Here is a 14859-nt window from a genome sequence, read left to right on the forward strand (position 1 = left end):
CATGGACAGATTAAAATTCATGTAGGACAGATTTTACCAGGAGGGGCACATATGGAGGGCAGCATCGTTTTCTACACCTATGGCAGTACGCTGGAGCTATACGGTCAGCAGTTCACTGCCGGTATGTTGACCGCCGATCTGCTGAACCTGTCGCCGGACGAATATCGACCCATGAGCAAACGCATGAAGCAGGTCACCAGCCTTGCGGAGGAATATGAGCAAAGCGGGAGCATAGAGCTTTGGTGGAAGCTGAATGAGGAGTTGGCGGCGCTATGCGGAGTGCTGCGCCGCTACGCTGTGTTCCGCCTGCTGCTGGACGAGAGCGAGGACGCTTTCTTCTCTGTCATACGGGAGGTCACGGGGCAGTTCGATTTGTTTCCGAAAGAGGAGCATGCGCCGTCAGAAGAGATACAACGGAAACGACTTGAGCGCGTGGCGAATGAAATCTCCGCGCGCAGTGAAACGGTCAAGGATGTTCCGCCTGACCTGTTCCATCCGAGCGAAGCAGCTTTGGAAAAAGGCGATGCCTTTTATTACGAAATGCTTCGTGCCATCGGCTCTACCAAGGGCGCATGGCGTGATTACAAAAAGTACATCCGCCGTTATGAAACATATCTTCACGACATTCGCGCTTTCAACGGTACTATTCGGAATTTCATCAGCTTTAGTCTGTCCAAGCTGAAGCATAACAGCCCAGAGGACTATGCCGCAGCACTCTACGGCTTCTACAATGATGAACGCATCGCAGAGAAGCTGATCGTCAATCCCATCCGCAACAACGGCGACTGCTATACGACCCACGATGCCTACGAGCTTTCCTATGTGCCGCGGCCGCTGCCGGACGGCTCTATCGCTATCTGTCAGGAGCATGTGACCGACAGCTTGCAGGCGCTGATGAAAGCGGATTATATGCTGGCGCTGAACAGTGGGCACAACATCCGCCGCTGCATCATCTGCGGACGGTATTTTCTGCTCAAGAGCGGTGTCCATGCTTTGTACTGCGAAGGGGCCTGTCCCCATGCGCCCGGCTACACCTGCCGGCAGTTCGGCACGGTGGAGGTGCAGAAGGAGCTGGCGAAGGACATTCCCAAGGTCAAAGTCAAGGTGACCGCCTTTGCCCGCATCACAAAGGATATGCAGCGGGGTGCGATCTCACAGGAGGACACAAGAAAAGCCAAGGACTATGTGCGGGATCTGCTCTATGACGCTCTACGTGACGCGAATATCTCCGTAGAGGCTTTCGAGCAGCGTATTTCCTCTGAGCGCGTTTACCAGCACTGTGGGATCACCAGAACGGCCAATCCGAGGGGCCGTCCGCCGAAGGAAAAGGCGGGTGAGCAATCATGACCAACGAGCAACTGGTTCGCCAATATTATGACGGCGATGATGCTGTGCTGGAAAAGCTGTACCATAAAAATATCGGTCTGATCCGCGGCATCGCCAAGGAAGCTGCGGCGGAGTTCAACTGCCTGATAATGGAGCAGCATCATCCGAATCAGTGTTCCGCGTATACGAAAACGATTCTGGACGATCTCTGCGGCGAGGGCGCCGTGGAGCTTCTGACACGGATTCAGAGCAGAGAATATGACGAGAGCCGCGCCGCGCTCACCACCTACCTTTACCCGCATTTGAAGGGGCGCATGACCCGCTGGCTGGAACAGAATATTGGCTGCATGGCACTGAGCAAGGACGAGATGTCTGCCGTCCGTCAGGCGCAGAGGCTGTATCATGCCGCATGGAAGGATACCGGTGAAATCGCGGAGGAGTTAGGCATCTCCGAGGCTCGTGTCAGCCGATATGTTCGCTACAACACCCATTTCCTCGGTGTGCATGATCTTGTTCCGGAGGGCTATGACGGCGATCCCTACGAGCGGCTGATGCCGGGGATGCTCTCCGTTTCGGCGGAGCAGGCCGTGTACCGCAAGGTCTGCATCGAACTCCTCCGGGAGCTGTTCGACACCCTGCCGAAGAAGGACAGGGACATTCTCGGCAAGACCTGCGGCGTGTTCGGATACCCGGAAGCAACTTTGAAAGAGATCGGGATGTATCACATGATGAAGGAGTCCGCCGTGGAGAAGGCGAAGAACCGCGCGGTCGAGAAGCTAAGAAAATCCTATCCCGGCAGCAGGCTCCAAGTGTGGAGGGCTGTTCATCGTATGATGCAGAGACCGATTCCGCTGCCGGGGGAGGACAGTGAGCTGCGGCGCAATTTTCCGCAGTATGTCCGCGCCTTGGCGGAGGTCTATGCTATACTGGAGGAAGCCGTTGCAAACGGAGAGCGATACTTAGGCGAGAATGAGAGCTCCAATACCTGTGAAAAGTAAAGCTGGAGGCGTATGTAAAGATTGTGGATGGTCCTCTTACTGCATAGCCGAATCTGCCGCCGACAGCGAAAACTGCCGAGCGGCAGTCTTGCAATATGGGAAGATAAGTAGTCAACTCAAAATTTTTTACAAAATTCTTTGTAAGATTTTTCGTTTTTCGCAGTCTTATAAGTGAACGGGACAAGGAGGTGAGCAGGTGACGGACTTTGAACAGATATACAAAGACTATTTTCGGGATGTGTTTCTCTATGTTCGACGGCTGTCCGGCGGGGACGAACGGCTGGCAGAGGATATTACCAGCGAAGCCTTCTTCCGTGCGCTTCGCCGCATTGACAGCTTTCGGGGGGATTGCGACATCCGGGTGTGGCTGTGTCAGATCGCAAAGAATTGTTACTATACCCATCTGAAACAAAGCCGCTGGACAGAGCATACAGCGGATATGGAACAGCTTATATCGGAAGCGGAGGAATCACCGGATGAAATGCTGCTGCGCAGCGAGAATGCCCAACAGGTAAAATATCTGCTACATGAGCTTCCCGATCCGTACAAAGAGGTTTTCATGTGGCGTACCCTTGGCGAATTGAGCTTTAAGGAGATCGGGAAGCTGTTTCACAAGACGGAAAACTGGGCGTGCGTCACCTATCACCGCGCACGAAAAATGATCCAAAAGGGAATGGAGGTTGACAAAGATGAAAAATGAATGCAGTATCATCCGCGATATTCTGCCGCTGTATGTGGAAAACATGGTATCGGAGGATACGTCGGAGTTTGTAAAGGAGCATCTGGAAAGCTGCCCCGCCTGCCGTGCGGAGCTTGAAAAACTGCGGGAGCCTGTGGAGGTGCAAACAGAGCCGCAGCCCGACATGGATGCCGCGCCGCTGAAACGCTTGAAAAAGGCACTGCTGATGAAAAAGGTGCAGACCATCCTATGCACGGCGGCGGTGCTGCTGGCGCTGATGCTGTCGGTCGTCTCCTTTCTGACTGCGCCGGAATACTTCGCCTATTCGCCAGAGCTGGTGACTGTGACAGAGGAAGCAAACGGTGCGGTGACGCTCTCTTTCAGCAACGAGGTCACGAATTATAAGCTCCAACAAATCGCCGACCCCGATGATCGCAACACTGTCTACCATCTTGAGGTGTGGACCTCCGTATGGGACAGAGCGTTCCATAAACCCGGCGCGCAGGCCGTGACCGCAGCGCCGGAGAGCGGCAAGCCGCTTCTCGTTTATTTCACGCAGTTTATCAACGGACACGCCGAAAGCTCCAGCAACAGCTCGGTGTGCATCTACGGCACCGCGCCCGACAGCGGCGGCTGGGTCGCTTTGGCGGGGCTTTCTTTGGGCTATTGGCTGCTATTCAACATCGCCCTGTTCCTGATCCTTATCGGGGTATGGTTCAAGCTGCGCAGGAAAGAAAAATCCCGCCGCCGGGTGGAGCACCTGCTCCCGATCCCTATCGCATACGGGCTGGGGCATCTGTGTGTTATGGGCTTTCGCACTGCATCCTGTTCGGAATGGCGCGACTTTCAACTGATCCTTGCAGTCGGTGTTCTGTTCTACTGCGCTATGCTGCTGGCATTGAGTATTTTTTATAACGTAAAAGAGCTGCGGGGTATAAAAAGAGAGGGTGAGAACGAATAGCGGTCTGACCATTTGGAAAGTAGGTGTACCATGAGAAAACTTGTGATCTTTTGCTTTGCCGTCTGTATGACCGTGCTTTCGGTACTATCCCTGTTCAATTTTGCACAGGACGCAGAGGAAAGTATGATACTGGATAAGCGGGCGGTAATCCTCGAAAAGCCGGAGACATTGAGCAACCGCGAATTTTTGGGACAGATAGATACTGCACTCGGAAAGATCGGCGCAGACATTATGTACCGCTACGCGGAGCTGGATGGGGACAAGCCACTGTACCGCTACTATAAGACCAGCCATACCGACAGCTTTCTTTCCGTTTCTACCGGGAAAGGGAGCGTGAGGCTGGAATCGGACGAGTTCTTTTCCACTGCAAAGCAGCCGGGAGCTATGGCACTGCATCTGTCCTCGCTGTTTCAAGATACCGCCATCTATCCACTCATGCAGGCGCGGCAGCATGACTTGACCGCCGCGACCTGGTATGTGGCGGAAGGGCAGCTTGACGCGGTGCTTCATGCGCTGAAAGGCTTGGGCTATTCCGTAACAGCAACCAACGAAAGGCTTTTGTCTACCAAACTGCCGCTTTATTTCCTGTTCATTCCTGCCTTTATGCTCTGCGTCAGTATCGTATTCTACACCCTGTCCGCAGGCAAAAAAAATGTGCTGAAAAAAATGGAGGGCTATACCACGGGGAATATCCTGCTGGGAGAGATCAAAGCCTTTGCCCCTGCTTTGTGTCTTTGCTTTCTGCTGATTTTTGCCGCCGCCATGATTTGCGCCGTGTGGCTTCATCCGGTGGCGACCTGGCAATTTGGGCTGTTCCTGCTGGGGGATTGTCTGTGGCTGCTCGTTCCTCTGATACTGGGCATCCTGCTCTCCCTGCTGTTCCTCTCTGGGCAGCGCAGCGCGGAGTATGTGAAGGGCAAAGTTCCAAAGCGCGGAATCTACATTACAAACACGCTTGCGAAAGCTGCTTTTCTAATCTTTATTCTATTCTCTCTCACCATTGCCATGCGGAACATCACGCAGATCTACAACACCTTCCATGCAGCGGAGTTCTGTTCGCAAAAGACAAAGGGCTATGTGACTGTCCCTCTGAACAATGTTAATTCCGGCAGAGCACCGGAGGGCGCGGATTATCTGGCGTTCTATTATGCCACAGTGGATCGCTACAATGGAATACTCATGGCAGCCAACGATTTTAATTACGACCTGTTTGAAGGGAAAATGCTGGGAGAGGCATACGGTCAGGATTATGCCCACATCAACCGAAACTACCTTGCGTTCAACCCCATCTATGCGCCGGACGGGGAGCAGATCGGTGACGCTCTGCTTTCCGATACCCATGTGAATATTCTGCTTCCGAAGTCCAAGGAATACAGGCGGGATGAGGTACGGGAGCGCGGCGCGAGCTGGGGAAATTCCGGGGATGTGAATATTGTCCTCTACGATGATAAAGCGTCTGACATATACTCCTATAACGCCAGCACAGGGCTTGGGGGAAACGGCGCTCTGCCCGCGCCCATCCTTGTAGTCAAGGAAGGTGACCTGCTGGACGGGCTTTTCATCGAAGCATGGTGTTCACAGGGGGCGTATTTCCTCTATGTTCCCACTGATGATCCGTATGCGGAGCTGCTGCCCATCCTGCGGGAAACGGGTATTGACGCGGCGACCGTTTCCACACCGACCGTCGCCGCCACCTTTGATAAAATGCTCCATCATCTGACCTATATGCTGATGATTTGGGGCGTACAGGCTTTGGTGCTGCTGATCGGGCTGTTCTGCCTGATCTTATTCGGCGCAAGGCTCTATTGCGACAATTACAGGGACAGGATCGCCTGTCGCCTGATTGAAGGGCATTCCCTTTTGAGCTGTATTCGCACCCATCTCGTGCTGACGGTGCTGTACTATGGGGCGGTAGCGGCAGGGCTGCTGCTCTTAAAGCTCGCCATCGAGCTTGACTACAATATCCTGCTGGGTACGCTTCTCGCGGAGCTGCTGATCACGCTGTTGGCTTGCGGCAGCATTGCCCGGAAGAACCTCTATCAGATTGTGAAAGGAGCGGAAGCATGACTGCCATCACTTTATCCAATATCAATAAACGCTTCGGGGAAAAAGTCCTGTTTCGGGATTACTCGCTGCATATTGAAGCCGGAGAGTTTGTCGCCATCAAGGGCGAAAGCGGAGCCGGAAAAACAACTCTCCTGAACATCATAGGACTGCTGGAAACGCCGGACAGCGGCAGCGTCACCCTCTGCGGCGCAAGAAACCCGTCCTTTTCCTCCCGCGCTGCGGTTCATCTGCGGCGGCACAAGCTGTCCTACCTGTTTCAGAATTACGGGCTGGTGGACACCGACACCGTGGAAGCCAACATGAAGCTCGCCACCCGGTTCGGTAAAGCAAAGGGCAAGGCAGAGAAAGAACGCATCGCGGATGCGCTGGCACAGGTGGGGCTTTCGGGCTATGAGCGTCGTAAGGTCTACACCTTGAGCGGCGGTGAGCAGCAGCGGGTGGCGCTGGCAAAAATCATTGCAAAATCCCCCGACATTATCCTTGCGGATGAGCCTACGGGCAGTCTGGACGAGCGCAACCGCAGCTATGTGATGGACATTCTCAAAGAGCTGAACCGACAAGGAAAAACCATTGTTGTTGTGACCCATGATCCCTATGTGAGCGATTGCGCCACACGGCATATTGCGCTGTGAGAGGACGGAGGGTAAAGCTATGCGAAAAAAGAGCTGGGCTGCCCTGCTGTGCTCGATCCTGATTCTTGCGAGCATAGGGCTTGGCATTTCCATCATTTACTCGGACTACTATTTCAGCCCCGTGTCGGGCTTGCAATCCTTTACTGTCGCGGACGTCTCCCGGACATACCTTCATCCGGAGGAGGACGCAGGCACGCCAAGCGCCGCCGCGCCGTCCGATGAGCTTTATGTGCTCCTGGAACACTGGGCATTGGAAAACGAGGTGACAATCCTATACAAGAACGGGTTTGCCGCAGGCTGCGGCATTCTGGACGGTTCGGATTGGCTCCGTGAAGCCATCGGGCTTTCGCTGCCTTGTGATGCGCAGGGCGTATTAACCGCAGAGGACGCGGCTTTTTCGGAAACCTATGTGCGCGACGGACGGTTTTTGCCGGACGCGCTGGGGCTGCCTGTACTGGGAACCTATCGGGAACAGGATGTGCCTTCCGTTATCTCCAATGCAGGGTTTCTCTATCCGTTGTCCATGAGCGAGGCGAAGGATGGAATGTACTTCACAGATGGCACGGACACCAGTGGTCTGACGGCACTATTTGAGAATAGCGGCTATACGGTCACTGACCAGCGGCAGCGTTTGAGCCTTCCCGCGCTGGCGGCGAAGCTTCTGACGGACAGCGTTCTTTCCAGAGCGATTTCCGCTGCCATGCTCGGTTTGATCTTTTGCTTCTCCTATGTGGTGCTGACCATGTATCGGGAAAATGACCGCCGCTATCAAATCTATCATTTGTTTGGGCTGTCAAAAGCACGGCTGTTCCTCCGCTCCACCCTTACGGCGATGGGTATTGCACTGACGGCTGCTCTGCTTTTCGGCGTGGCGCTGTACCAGGGGCTGACCTATATGCCGGACAGTGATCTGACCACGCTGCTGATAGGTACTACGGCAGGGTTTGTACTGTTCTCACTGATTTTGAACTGGGCGGGCTACTGCGGAACAGCCGCACGGTTGGGGAAAGGGGGAAGATGATATGACACTGATCAGGCAGGTGATCCGGGATTTGGTCAAGGATGCCGGATGGGTCATTTTTTACGGCTTTTTAACCGCAATGTCCATTATGGCTTTCGTGCTGGTGGGATTGAGCTACCAGCATGTCGCGTCACAAAATGATGCAATCCGTCGCTTTACGCAAAACGATGTGAGCATGGTGCGGGTAAAGGATTTGAGCAGTCTTATGACAGCGGCTGACCGGAAAGCTACCGCACAGCCTATCAGCACAGGCAGTGGGCGGCAGCAGGGCCTCGTGGATCTGTTTCAAAAGCATGACAACCTCGGCAGCCTCGTCCTTCTCCCCGGCATCGGCGGGTATCAGCAGACCATCGTTTATGTGGGCGCCTATACTCGGCTGACAGCATTCCCGTTTCCGGCAGGCAGCGATGCACCCATCGCCGCGGTTTCGCCGGACTGCGCCGGGGACAAAGGAAAGACGCTCCGCATCGGAGATCACGAATGCACAGTGACCGTTGTTCCATCCGATATGGACGTTTACCATCCGCTGCACTACATTCCGCCCGCATCGGAGAATTTGAAGAAAACGCTCTATGTTTTCTCGCCATCCTGTGGGGATGCCCTTTCCCTCGCGGCGTTTCCACACGTATCGGTGGACATGTTCATAGACCGTCTGATTCTTGCCGAACCCACAGAGGAAAGCACCGCCGATGTCAGGTCGTTCCTGTATCAAAACTATTCCGCCTATGCGGAGATACAGTCAACGGAAAACTTTTTGCGGCTTTCCGCCGCAAGCAGCACCCGCACCCATCAGGCGTATCTTCTGTTCTACATCATGTCCACGCTGGTTTTATTCGGTGCGCTGCTGCTGAACACCTATCGCATCTTGCGACGCAGGATCCCGGAATATGCGGTGCATCATCTGTTTGGCGCAACACAGCGGTTTATCTTTGCAAGGATGTATCTGTTCGTGTTGGGATACCATGTGATCCCGCTTGCGGGAACGCTCCTGATCCTGTCATTGAACAGGCTTGCGTCGCCGCTGAATCTTCTCATGGTATTCGCAGCCACCATGGGCTCGGCGTTCCTTGTCACAAGTATTGTGCAGCAGCGTTTTGTATCTAAATTTTCACAGGGATTAAGGAGGGAATGAACTATGCCGGGAATCACCGTTACACAAGCCTGCAAGAGCTATGAAACCAGCCACTATACCGTAAAAGCGGTGAATCACGCCGATCTTTCCGTGGAAAGCGGCGAAGCCGTCGCCATTGTCGGACCTTCCGGCAGCGGCAAGTCCACACTTTTGAACATTATCGGTCTGATTTTGAAGCCGGATTCCGGAAGCGTCGCCGTGAACGGAAAGGAAGTCCTGAACATGAGCGACAGGCGGTGCAGCGCTTTCCGAAATGCCTCGTTCGGCTATATTGTGCAGGACTTCGCCCTGCTGGACGATGAAACCGTATATCACAACATCCGAATCCCCTTGCTTTACAACAGGCAGATCAAGCGCAGGGAGCACAAGCCCCGAATCAGGGAGATCGCGCAGAAGCTGGACATATCAGACAAGCTGAACCGCAAGGCAGGCAAATTGTCCGGTGGAGAGCGGCAGCGGGTGGCAATCGCCCGTGCAATCGTCTGTGACCAGCCGATCATCCTTGCGGACGAACCCACCGGTTCACTGGACGCGGCGAACAAAGCGAATGTCATGGACATCCTCATGCGGCTCTGCAAGGAAAGCGGCAAGACGCTGATCATCGTTACGCACGACCCTTCGATTGCCGAACGCTGTGACAGGATCGTTCAGATGGTGGATGGCTGCATTGAGGGAAACGGAGAAACTTTGCTGTGAGAGGGTGTGCGCCCATTACCAGGGATTTCAGAGTCAAACAGCCGCAAGCCACCATTTTTGATGACTTGCGGCTGTTCTGTTCAGCAGCTCTTTTGGTAACTCTCCATCTTGTACGCTTTGCTTCGCCGAAGCGCTGGAAGTGGACGATCTCCCGGGCACGCAGGAACTTGATGGCATCGTTGACGTCCGGATCATCGGACAGGCGCAGAATGTTGTCGTAGGTCAGGCGCGCCTTCTGTTCGGCGGCCAGATCCTCCGTCAGGTCGGCGATCATGTCGCCGGTAACGCCGATGGAGCCTGCCGACCAGGGAAAACCGGACGCCGCGGTGGGATAGACTCCCGTAGTATGGTCCACAAAGTAGGCGTCAAATCCGGCAGTCCGGATGTCCTCGTCGGACAGGTTTCGCGTCAACTGGTGAACAATAGTCCCCACCATCTCCAGGTGTCCCAGTTCCTCTGTGCCGATGTCGGTAAGCAGGCCCTTCAACTCAGCGTAGGGCATGGAGTACCGCTGGCTGAGATAGCGCAGAGAAGCTCCCAATTCACCGTCCGGGCCACCGGATGGTAACAGACTACGATTAGGGGCAAAAATTATTCCAGCATGAGCCGGTAGTGGATGGTTAGGAGGTTCTGCGCCTTGTCCCATGTGATGCGGTCGATGATGGATCGGGCGGCGTTGCAGCGCTGCTCCAGCGAGGCGTCCTCGTTCTCGATGACTGCCAGGGCGTCGCTGATGGCGGAGCGCATGATTGAGACATCACCGGCCCGGCGGTTCTCTGCGGCGGCCGCGGAAAGTTCCTGGTCGATGCGCTGGATCTGTGCCTGTGCGTCCTCCTTCAACTGCCGGTATTCCTCCACGGTATCGACGCCGGCGAGGAAGGCCTCACGAAGGCGCTCCAGACGGCGCTCCAGCGACGCACGCTGTGTCCGAAGGGCGGCGGTGGTATCACCGTCACGCCCATTGACGCGCAGCACCTCGTAGCTCAGAGGGGCGGACGCCGCAGCGTCCATGTGGAGCCGGTCGAGGATGGCTTTTTTCAGCAGATCGGAGGAAATGTGCTGGGAGGCGCGGCAGCGGCCACGCACATAGTTGTTGCACTTCCAATAATGGGGCTTGGCAAAGATAAGCGTGGAACCGCAGGAAGCGCAGCGGACCAAGCCGCTGATCCAGTCCTTGTTGCTGCCGAGGGGCCGGGCCTTGTAGGGCATGGCGGCCTTCAGCTGCGCGATGCGCGTCTGCGCCTGCTGGAATGTTTCCTCAGAGACAAGGGGCTCATGCTTGCCGTCAGTCACGATGATATTCGGATCCGCATAGTCCCGGCGGCTACGGCCGGCAGGGTTCCATCGCAGCTTGCCTATGTACACCGGATTACGGAGGATGTATTCGACGGTTCGGTTTGCGAAGGTGCTGCCGCGGTGCGTCTTGACGCCCATGGAGTTGAGCCACCTTGCGATGGAGTAAAAACCCTCACCGGAAACGAAGCGGGAGAATATCTCCTGCACATATACGGCTTCCTCCGGCACAGGGACCAACACATTGTCGAGGACGGTGTACCCGAAGGACGGCGTGGCCTGCAGCTCGCCACGGCGGTGCTTTTCCTCCATGCCGCGCTTAACGTCCTCGGCCAGGTTGATGGAGTAATACTCATCCATGGCCTCGATCATGGACTCCATAATGACGCCCATTTTGCCGTCCTCGATGGGTTCCTTGATGGAGATGACCTCGATCTTCAGCTGCTTGCGGAGGATGGACTTATAGTATACTGCATCGTCCCGGTTGCGTGCGAAGCGGGAGAACTTCCACAGGAGGATGGCGTCAAAGGGCTTGGGTTTGGTCTTGGCGGTGGCGATGAGCCGGCGGAACTCGTCACGCCCGGTGACCTTACGCCCGGACTTCGCCTCGTCCACGAAAACGAACTCGTCGGGGACAAGGTATCCATTGGCCGTGCCCCACTTGCGTATCTCCACCAGCTGGGAGGCGGGGGAGAGCTCCACCTGATCATCGGTGGAAACGCGGATATAGGCTGCGGCGATTTTCAAATCAGTCATGCTCGTCACCTCCCGGCTCGTGGCCGATGAAAACGGTGTGGGATCGCTTGGTATACAGGGAGGACATACGAAGCAGGCAGCGGACCATGACGTAAACGGCGATCAGCACAGTCAGCAACACGAACCACGCGCCCGGAGACATATTGCCGCCGATGACAAGACCGGCGGTGGGGAGGTGAAAGTCCCAGATGAGGTAGCCTGCGGCAACGATGGACAGCAGCGAGCACAAGATGATGAGCACATAGACTTGCCTGGTCAACTCGTACCGGAGGATGCTGCTGCCGTCCCGCAGACTGCGGATCTCGCCGTTGCGGTCCGCCAGCTCCAGCTCAAGAGCACGGATACGCTGCTCCAGCTCTGCACGCTGCTGCTCCGCCTCCGGCTTGACCGCACCGAACATCTCATCGATGGACAGGCTCAGGACGCGGGCCAGCGCTGCCGCCTGCACGATGGTAACACCGCCGTTGCCGCTTTGCGCGTTGCGGACGGTGGAGTAGGGAACGCCGGAGCGCTCGGACAATTCCTCGTTGGTGAGGCCGCAGCGGGCCCGCGCCGTGCGGAAAGCTTCGGGGTATGCGCGGATGTATGGGGATAACTCGTCAATAACGGACATAGTGCCCCTCCTTACATGAATTACCCATATTGGGGAGCAATTCCCCAATATGGACAATTATTTGCCCGCATACGGGCAGGAAAAAAGCGAGAAAAAACGCGAATTGTTAAAATAGAGCAGAAATTGTCATGATAGCTCATTGACTTTTGCGATGCGCCGGCAGGATAATGAATGCAGAAGGGCGCAGGAAGCCGGACGTAAAGGGGAGAGAAATGAGTTTAGATGACAGAATACTGGAAAGGTTCCAACTACTGACAGAGGACGAGAAGGTCCTCATCCTCGTTGGCTTAATAGAGTCTCTATCTGGGCCAGCAGCAGACACTTCTGATCCTCGGTCAGACAGTGCAGCAGCTCGATCAGCTTGACATCCAGAGGGGAAAGACCGTCGCCGGGCATGGCGGCGGTTTTTTCATAGCTGGCACCAAAGAGGAGCTCACTCTTATCGACACCGAAGAACGCGGCCAGCTTTTCCACTGCGCCCATTCTGGGCTCACGTTTGCCGGACTCCCATGTGGATACAGCTTTGTCCGAGACACCGACGGCGTCGCCTAATTGTGCCTGTGTGAGGCCGCGAGACTCGCGTAAACTCTTGATATTTTCACCGATGGGCATAAGCATCACCTCCGTGTTTATGGGTACAGCATATACTAAATGTAGGAAAATTGCAACATCAAAAAATAATATTCCTACAAAAAGTTCTTGACATCCTACATATTGTAGAGTATAGTGTGAGGCAGAAGGAGGTGAACGAGATGCAATTCTCACCCAAAATGGCACGGCAATTCGCCGGACTGACGCAGATGGAAATGGCTGAAAGACTGGGCGTTTCCCGCGATACCTACAGGCGCATAGAGGCACATCCGGAGACAGCGACCATCTCGCAGGGAAAGATGATCGCGGCGGTCACCGGCGTAAGTTTCGATACTATTTTTTTTGGCGGAACTCTACAAAAAGTAGAGTTTCGACATAAATAAGACCGCGCCCGGAAGGACGCGGTCGGCAGGGGACTATTTCTTTTTCTTCCGGGAACGCATGGCCCACTCGTAGATGATGACCGGGATCGCAAAGGCAATGACAGTCTCCACGATGCCGAGCCAGAACTTGGTACTCGTGACGAGCAAAACGAGATCGTCCCATGCCAAGTAGCAAAAGAGCAGTGCCGAGAGCGCTACGAGCAGTTTCTTCAAGGCGAAGCACCTCCCATTTACGCCGGTATATCACGGCGTGGGGGCCGCAAGGAGCTTGCTGACTTCGATCCATTGGCCGGTAAATGGGGCTAAAACACAGATGGCCTTGTCGCCGATGCACTCGAAAAAGGGAAAACGATTATCGCCATCGGGGATGTATCTCACGGGGACATCGGAGTTCTCTTTTGCGAATACGAGAATTGTGTTGGATATGGCAAGCTCGTCTTCGGAGCCGCGCTTCTGTAATCCTTGGCATAGCGTATCCATAGGAACCTCGTAATTGACGCCTAATGGAGCGTCGAGCTGAGGATCGTTTAGGTAAACCTTATCATCTGCCACATAGGACACAAAAGAGTAATGGGCCGAAGGATCTTTGGGATCCGGATGGTAATTCACAAACAGCTCAAGCCCCTGTTCGAGACAAAAAGGGATAAAAGTTCGCGGGTCTCTCGCGGAAACGACCGAACAATATAGGCCGCGCTTCTGTGCGTATCGGGCGATAAGGCTGTTATAGCACATTGGTTCTCCGTTCCAACCAGGGGCGGAGACTTGAGATGTGATTTCTTTCAATTTGCTTGGCCGAATTTTGTAATGCTCAAGCAGCATGGCAAGGCAAGCTGCGCCACAGTTTCGCCCCTGGTCAGACTGCCTGCGATGGGGCAGACGGCGAGAAGTAATCATATTATTCGATCCCCTTTCATTTTAGCATACCGCACCAGCGTGGCTGATCGCTGGTCAATGCGCTGGCTCCATAGAAGCGGCGTCCTCGACGACGAGCTCCATCCCGATAAAATGCACCATGGCTTGAATAAAGCTTTTCATATCTGCTATATCACGATCCTCGTGCTTTCGAGTGTAATGCGCTTCATCGTTGCCGATCCAAGCGGCACGGCTGGCGAGTGTCTGGATCGATTGCTGCGGAATGAACTTAATAATGCACGTTTTCAGCCAAGTGCGCTCTATCTCGTCGCTTTCGCCGGGATGCATGTGTTTGCAATAGTCCTTGACCAAGAACTCCAGGGCCTTCCGATAACCGATACCGGCAATTTCGTCAAGCTGCTGGTTCTCCGCCTCAAAGGCTTGGTTGTAAATTTTTACGAACTGGGGCGATAAACCTTGAATATTGACATCGAACTGCTGCTCGGAATATAGCTTAGGCCCGCAGTAATCAAGCTGGGGCTGCATAGTCTTACCCTCTGGGTCGCTGTCAATGAAATGAGCAACAAAGGGGCGGCAGCAGTGCGGGCAGGTATAAAGGATCGCGAGGTGTCGTTTACCTCCGTTATCTCTATACCACGAAGTTCCAATTAAGTTAGGTAAAATGGCATAGTGGCAAAGGGGACAGGTTTCTGACTCATCGTAGAAAACCACTGCGTTCATTTCGCCTTGGAACTGGGTAGCGATACTTTTCTCCATAAATAATCCCACCTTTCAAATTGATTATATCACATTTGCGAAAGACTGGCAAGAAGCCATAGGACAATCCCGGCGGGGCATA

The 14859-nt window shown here is 54.6% G+C and carries 16 protein-coding genes and 1 pseudogene; 10 read left to right on the forward strand and 7 right to left on the reverse strand.

Annotated elements, in window-relative coordinates:
- Nucleotides 1-51 precede the first annotated feature (51 nt).
- The 9 genes from ACOMDU_RS01490 (at nucleotide 52) to ACOMDU_RS01530 (ending at nucleotide 9512) form a co-directional block, all read left to right on the forward strand.
- On the forward strand, nucleotides 52-1347 hold the full coding sequence (locus ACOMDU_RS01490) for a DUF6076 domain-containing protein (protein ID WP_421128709.1): 1296 nt from the start codon (nucleotides 52-54) through the stop codon (nucleotides 1345-1347).
- Nucleotides 1344-2324, forward strand: coding sequence for a sigma-70 family RNA polymerase sigma factor (locus tag ACOMDU_RS01495; protein WP_421128710.1), 981 nt, complete (start codon nucleotides 1344-1346; stop codon nucleotides 2322-2324). The genes ACOMDU_RS01490 and ACOMDU_RS01495 overlap by 4 nt, the downstream gene beginning before the upstream one ends.
- A 196-nt stretch (nucleotides 2325-2520) precedes the next feature.
- Nucleotides 2521-3024, forward strand: coding sequence for an RNA polymerase sigma factor (locus tag ACOMDU_RS01500; RefSeq protein WP_421128711.1), 504 nt, complete (start codon nucleotides 2521-2523; stop codon nucleotides 3022-3024).
- On the forward strand, nucleotides 3014-3964 hold the full coding sequence (locus ACOMDU_RS01505) for a zf-HC2 domain-containing protein (protein WP_421128712.1): 951 nt from the start codon (nucleotides 3014-3016) through the stop codon (nucleotides 3962-3964). Before ACOMDU_RS01500 ends, ACOMDU_RS01505 begins: the two co-directional genes overlap by 11 nt.
- Nucleotides 3965-4087: 123 nt before the next feature.
- Nucleotides 4088-6031, forward strand: coding sequence for a hypothetical protein (locus tag ACOMDU_RS01510; RefSeq protein WP_421128713.1), 1944 nt, complete (start codon nucleotides 4088-4090; stop codon nucleotides 6029-6031).
- Entirely contained in the window at nucleotides 6028-6663 is a 636-nt protein-coding gene (locus ACOMDU_RS01515) for an ABC transporter ATP-binding protein (RefSeq protein ID WP_177801878.1), read from the forward strand. Before ACOMDU_RS01510 ends, ACOMDU_RS01515 begins: the two co-directional genes overlap by 4 nt.
- A gap of 19 nt (nucleotides 6664-6682) precedes the next feature.
- Nucleotides 6683-7684, forward strand: coding sequence for a hypothetical protein (locus ACOMDU_RS01520; protein WP_421128714.1), 1002 nt, complete (start codon nucleotides 6683-6685; stop codon nucleotides 7682-7684).
- A gap of 1 nt (nucleotide 7685) precedes the next feature.
- The gene (locus ACOMDU_RS01525) at nucleotides 7686-8816 is read left to right on the forward strand and encodes a hypothetical protein (RefSeq protein ID WP_421128715.1); all 1131 of its coding nucleotides are present in this window, start codon (nucleotides 7686-7688) and stop codon (nucleotides 8814-8816) included.
- 3 nt (nucleotides 8817-8819) lie between these two features.
- Nucleotides 8820-9512: an ABC transporter ATP-binding protein gene (locus tag ACOMDU_RS01530; protein WP_421128716.1), complete on the forward strand. Its 693-nt coding sequence runs from the start codon at nucleotides 8820-8822 to the stop codon at nucleotides 9510-9512.
- A gap of 112 nt (nucleotides 9513-9624) precedes the next feature.
- On the opposite strand, the pseudogene ACOMDU_RS01535 reads toward ACOMDU_RS01530, so the two are convergent.
- From ACOMDU_RS01535 to ACOMDU_RS01550, 4 genes and pseudogenes are all read right to left on the reverse strand, one after another.
- Nucleotides 9625-10158, reverse strand: a pseudogene (locus tag ACOMDU_RS01535) (manganese catalase family protein); the annotation flags it as partial.
- Nucleotides 10104-11561 carry a recombinase family protein gene (locus tag ACOMDU_RS01540; protein WP_421128717.1) on the reverse strand — a complete coding sequence of 486 codons (1458 nt, stop codon included), beginning with the start codon at nucleotides 11559-11561 and terminating at the stop codon, nucleotides 10104-10106. The pseudogene ACOMDU_RS01535 and the gene ACOMDU_RS01540, both read right to left, overlap by 55 nt.
- On the reverse strand, nucleotides 11554-12174 hold the full coding sequence (locus ACOMDU_RS01545; RefSeq protein WP_421128718.1) for a helix-turn-helix domain-containing protein: 621 nt from the start codon (nucleotides 12172-12174) through the stop codon (nucleotides 11554-11556). The genes ACOMDU_RS01540 and ACOMDU_RS01545 overlap by 8 nt, the downstream gene beginning before the upstream one ends.
- A gap of 273 nt (nucleotides 12175-12447) precedes the next feature.
- The gene (locus ACOMDU_RS01550) at nucleotides 12448-12786 is read right to left on the reverse strand and encodes a helix-turn-helix transcriptional regulator (protein WP_421128719.1); all 339 of its coding nucleotides are present in this window, start codon (nucleotides 12784-12786) and stop codon (nucleotides 12448-12450) included.
- A gap of 140 nt (nucleotides 12787-12926) precedes the next feature.
- Between ACOMDU_RS01550 and ACOMDU_RS01555 the strand changes: the two genes are divergently transcribed.
- Nucleotides 12927-13148, forward strand: coding sequence for a helix-turn-helix transcriptional regulator (locus ACOMDU_RS01555; protein ID WP_421128720.1), 222 nt, complete (start codon nucleotides 12927-12929; stop codon nucleotides 13146-13148).
- 33 nt (nucleotides 13149-13181) lie between these two features.
- On the opposite strand, the gene ACOMDU_RS01560 is transcribed toward ACOMDU_RS01555, so the two are convergent.
- Genes ACOMDU_RS01560 through ACOMDU_RS01570 form a run of 3 tightly spaced genes read right to left on the reverse strand, consistent with a single transcriptional unit; the run spans nucleotide 13182 to nucleotide 14777 of the window.
- Nucleotides 13182-13361, reverse strand: coding sequence for a hypothetical protein (locus ACOMDU_RS01560; protein ID WP_421128721.1), 180 nt, complete (start codon nucleotides 13359-13361; stop codon nucleotides 13182-13184).
- Between the two features lie 30 nt (nucleotides 13362-13391).
- Nucleotides 13392-14042, reverse strand: a complete 651-nt coding sequence (locus ACOMDU_RS01565; protein ID WP_421128722.1) for a cysteine peptidase family C39 domain-containing protein — start codon at nucleotides 14040-14042, stop codon at nucleotides 13392-13394.
- 54 nt (nucleotides 14043-14096) lie between these two features.
- Nucleotides 14097-14777: a hypothetical protein gene (locus tag ACOMDU_RS01570; protein WP_421128723.1), complete on the reverse strand. Its 681-nt coding sequence runs from the start codon at nucleotides 14775-14777 to the stop codon at nucleotides 14097-14099.
- Between the last annotated feature and the right edge of the window lie 82 nt (nucleotides 14778-14859).

This window comes from Vescimonas sanitatis (assembly GCF_049060325.1).
Classification (GTDB): Bacteria; Bacillota; Clostridia; order Oscillospirales; family Oscillospiraceae; genus Vescimonas; species Vescimonas sanitatis.

Excerpts from the sequence above, each read along its gene's own strand:
- ACOMDU_RS01490 (WP_421128709.1), top strand. The coding sequence starts at position 52 with ATGGAGGGCAGCATCGTTTTCTACACCTATGGCAGTACGCTGGAGCTA.
- ACOMDU_RS01505 (WP_421128712.1), top strand. The coding sequence starts at position 3,014 with ATGAAAAATGAATGCAGTATCATCCGCGATATTCTGCCGCTGTATGTG.
- ACOMDU_RS01540 (WP_421128717.1), bottom strand. The coding sequence starts at position 11,561 with ATGACTGATTTGAAAATCGCCGCAGCCTATATCCGCGTTTCCACCGAT.
- ACOMDU_RS01515 (WP_177801878.1), top strand. The coding sequence starts at position 6,028 with ATGACTGCCATCACTTTATCCAATATCAATAAACGCTTCGGGGAAAAA.
- ACOMDU_RS01550 (WP_421128719.1), bottom strand. The coding sequence starts at position 12,786 with ATGCCCATCGGTGAAAATATCAAGAGTTTACGCGAGTCTCGCGGCCTC.
- ACOMDU_RS01520 (WP_421128714.1), top strand. The coding sequence starts at position 6,683 with ATGCGAAAAAAGAGCTGGGCTGCCCTGCTGTGCTCGATCCTGATTCTT.
- ACOMDU_RS01510 (WP_421128713.1), top strand. The coding sequence starts at position 4,088 with ATGATACTGGATAAGCGGGCGGTAATCCTCGAAAAGCCGGAGACATTG.
- ACOMDU_RS01570 (WP_421128723.1), bottom strand. The coding sequence starts at position 14,777 with ATGGAGAAAAGTATCGCTACCCAGTTCCAAGGCGAAATGAACGCAGTG.
- ACOMDU_RS01565 (WP_421128722.1), bottom strand. The coding sequence starts at position 14,042 with ATGATTACTTCTCGCCGTCTGCCCCATCGCAGGCAGTCTGACCAGGGG.
- ACOMDU_RS01530 (WP_421128716.1), top strand. The coding sequence starts at position 8,820 with ATGCCGGGAATCACCGTTACACAAGCCTGCAAGAGCTATGAAACCAGC.
- ACOMDU_RS01555 (WP_421128720.1), top strand. The coding sequence starts at position 12,927 with ATGCAATTCTCACCCAAAATGGCACGGCAATTCGCCGGACTGACGCAG.
- ACOMDU_RS01525 (WP_421128715.1), top strand. The coding sequence starts at position 7,686 with ATGACACTGATCAGGCAGGTGATCCGGGATTTGGTCAAGGATGCCGGA.
- ACOMDU_RS01545 (WP_421128718.1), bottom strand. The coding sequence starts at position 12,174 with ATGTCCGTTATTGACGAGTTATCCCCATACATCCGCGCATACCCCGAA.
- ACOMDU_RS01495 (WP_421128710.1), top strand. The coding sequence starts at position 1,344 with ATGACCAACGAGCAACTGGTTCGCCAATATTATGACGGCGATGATGCT.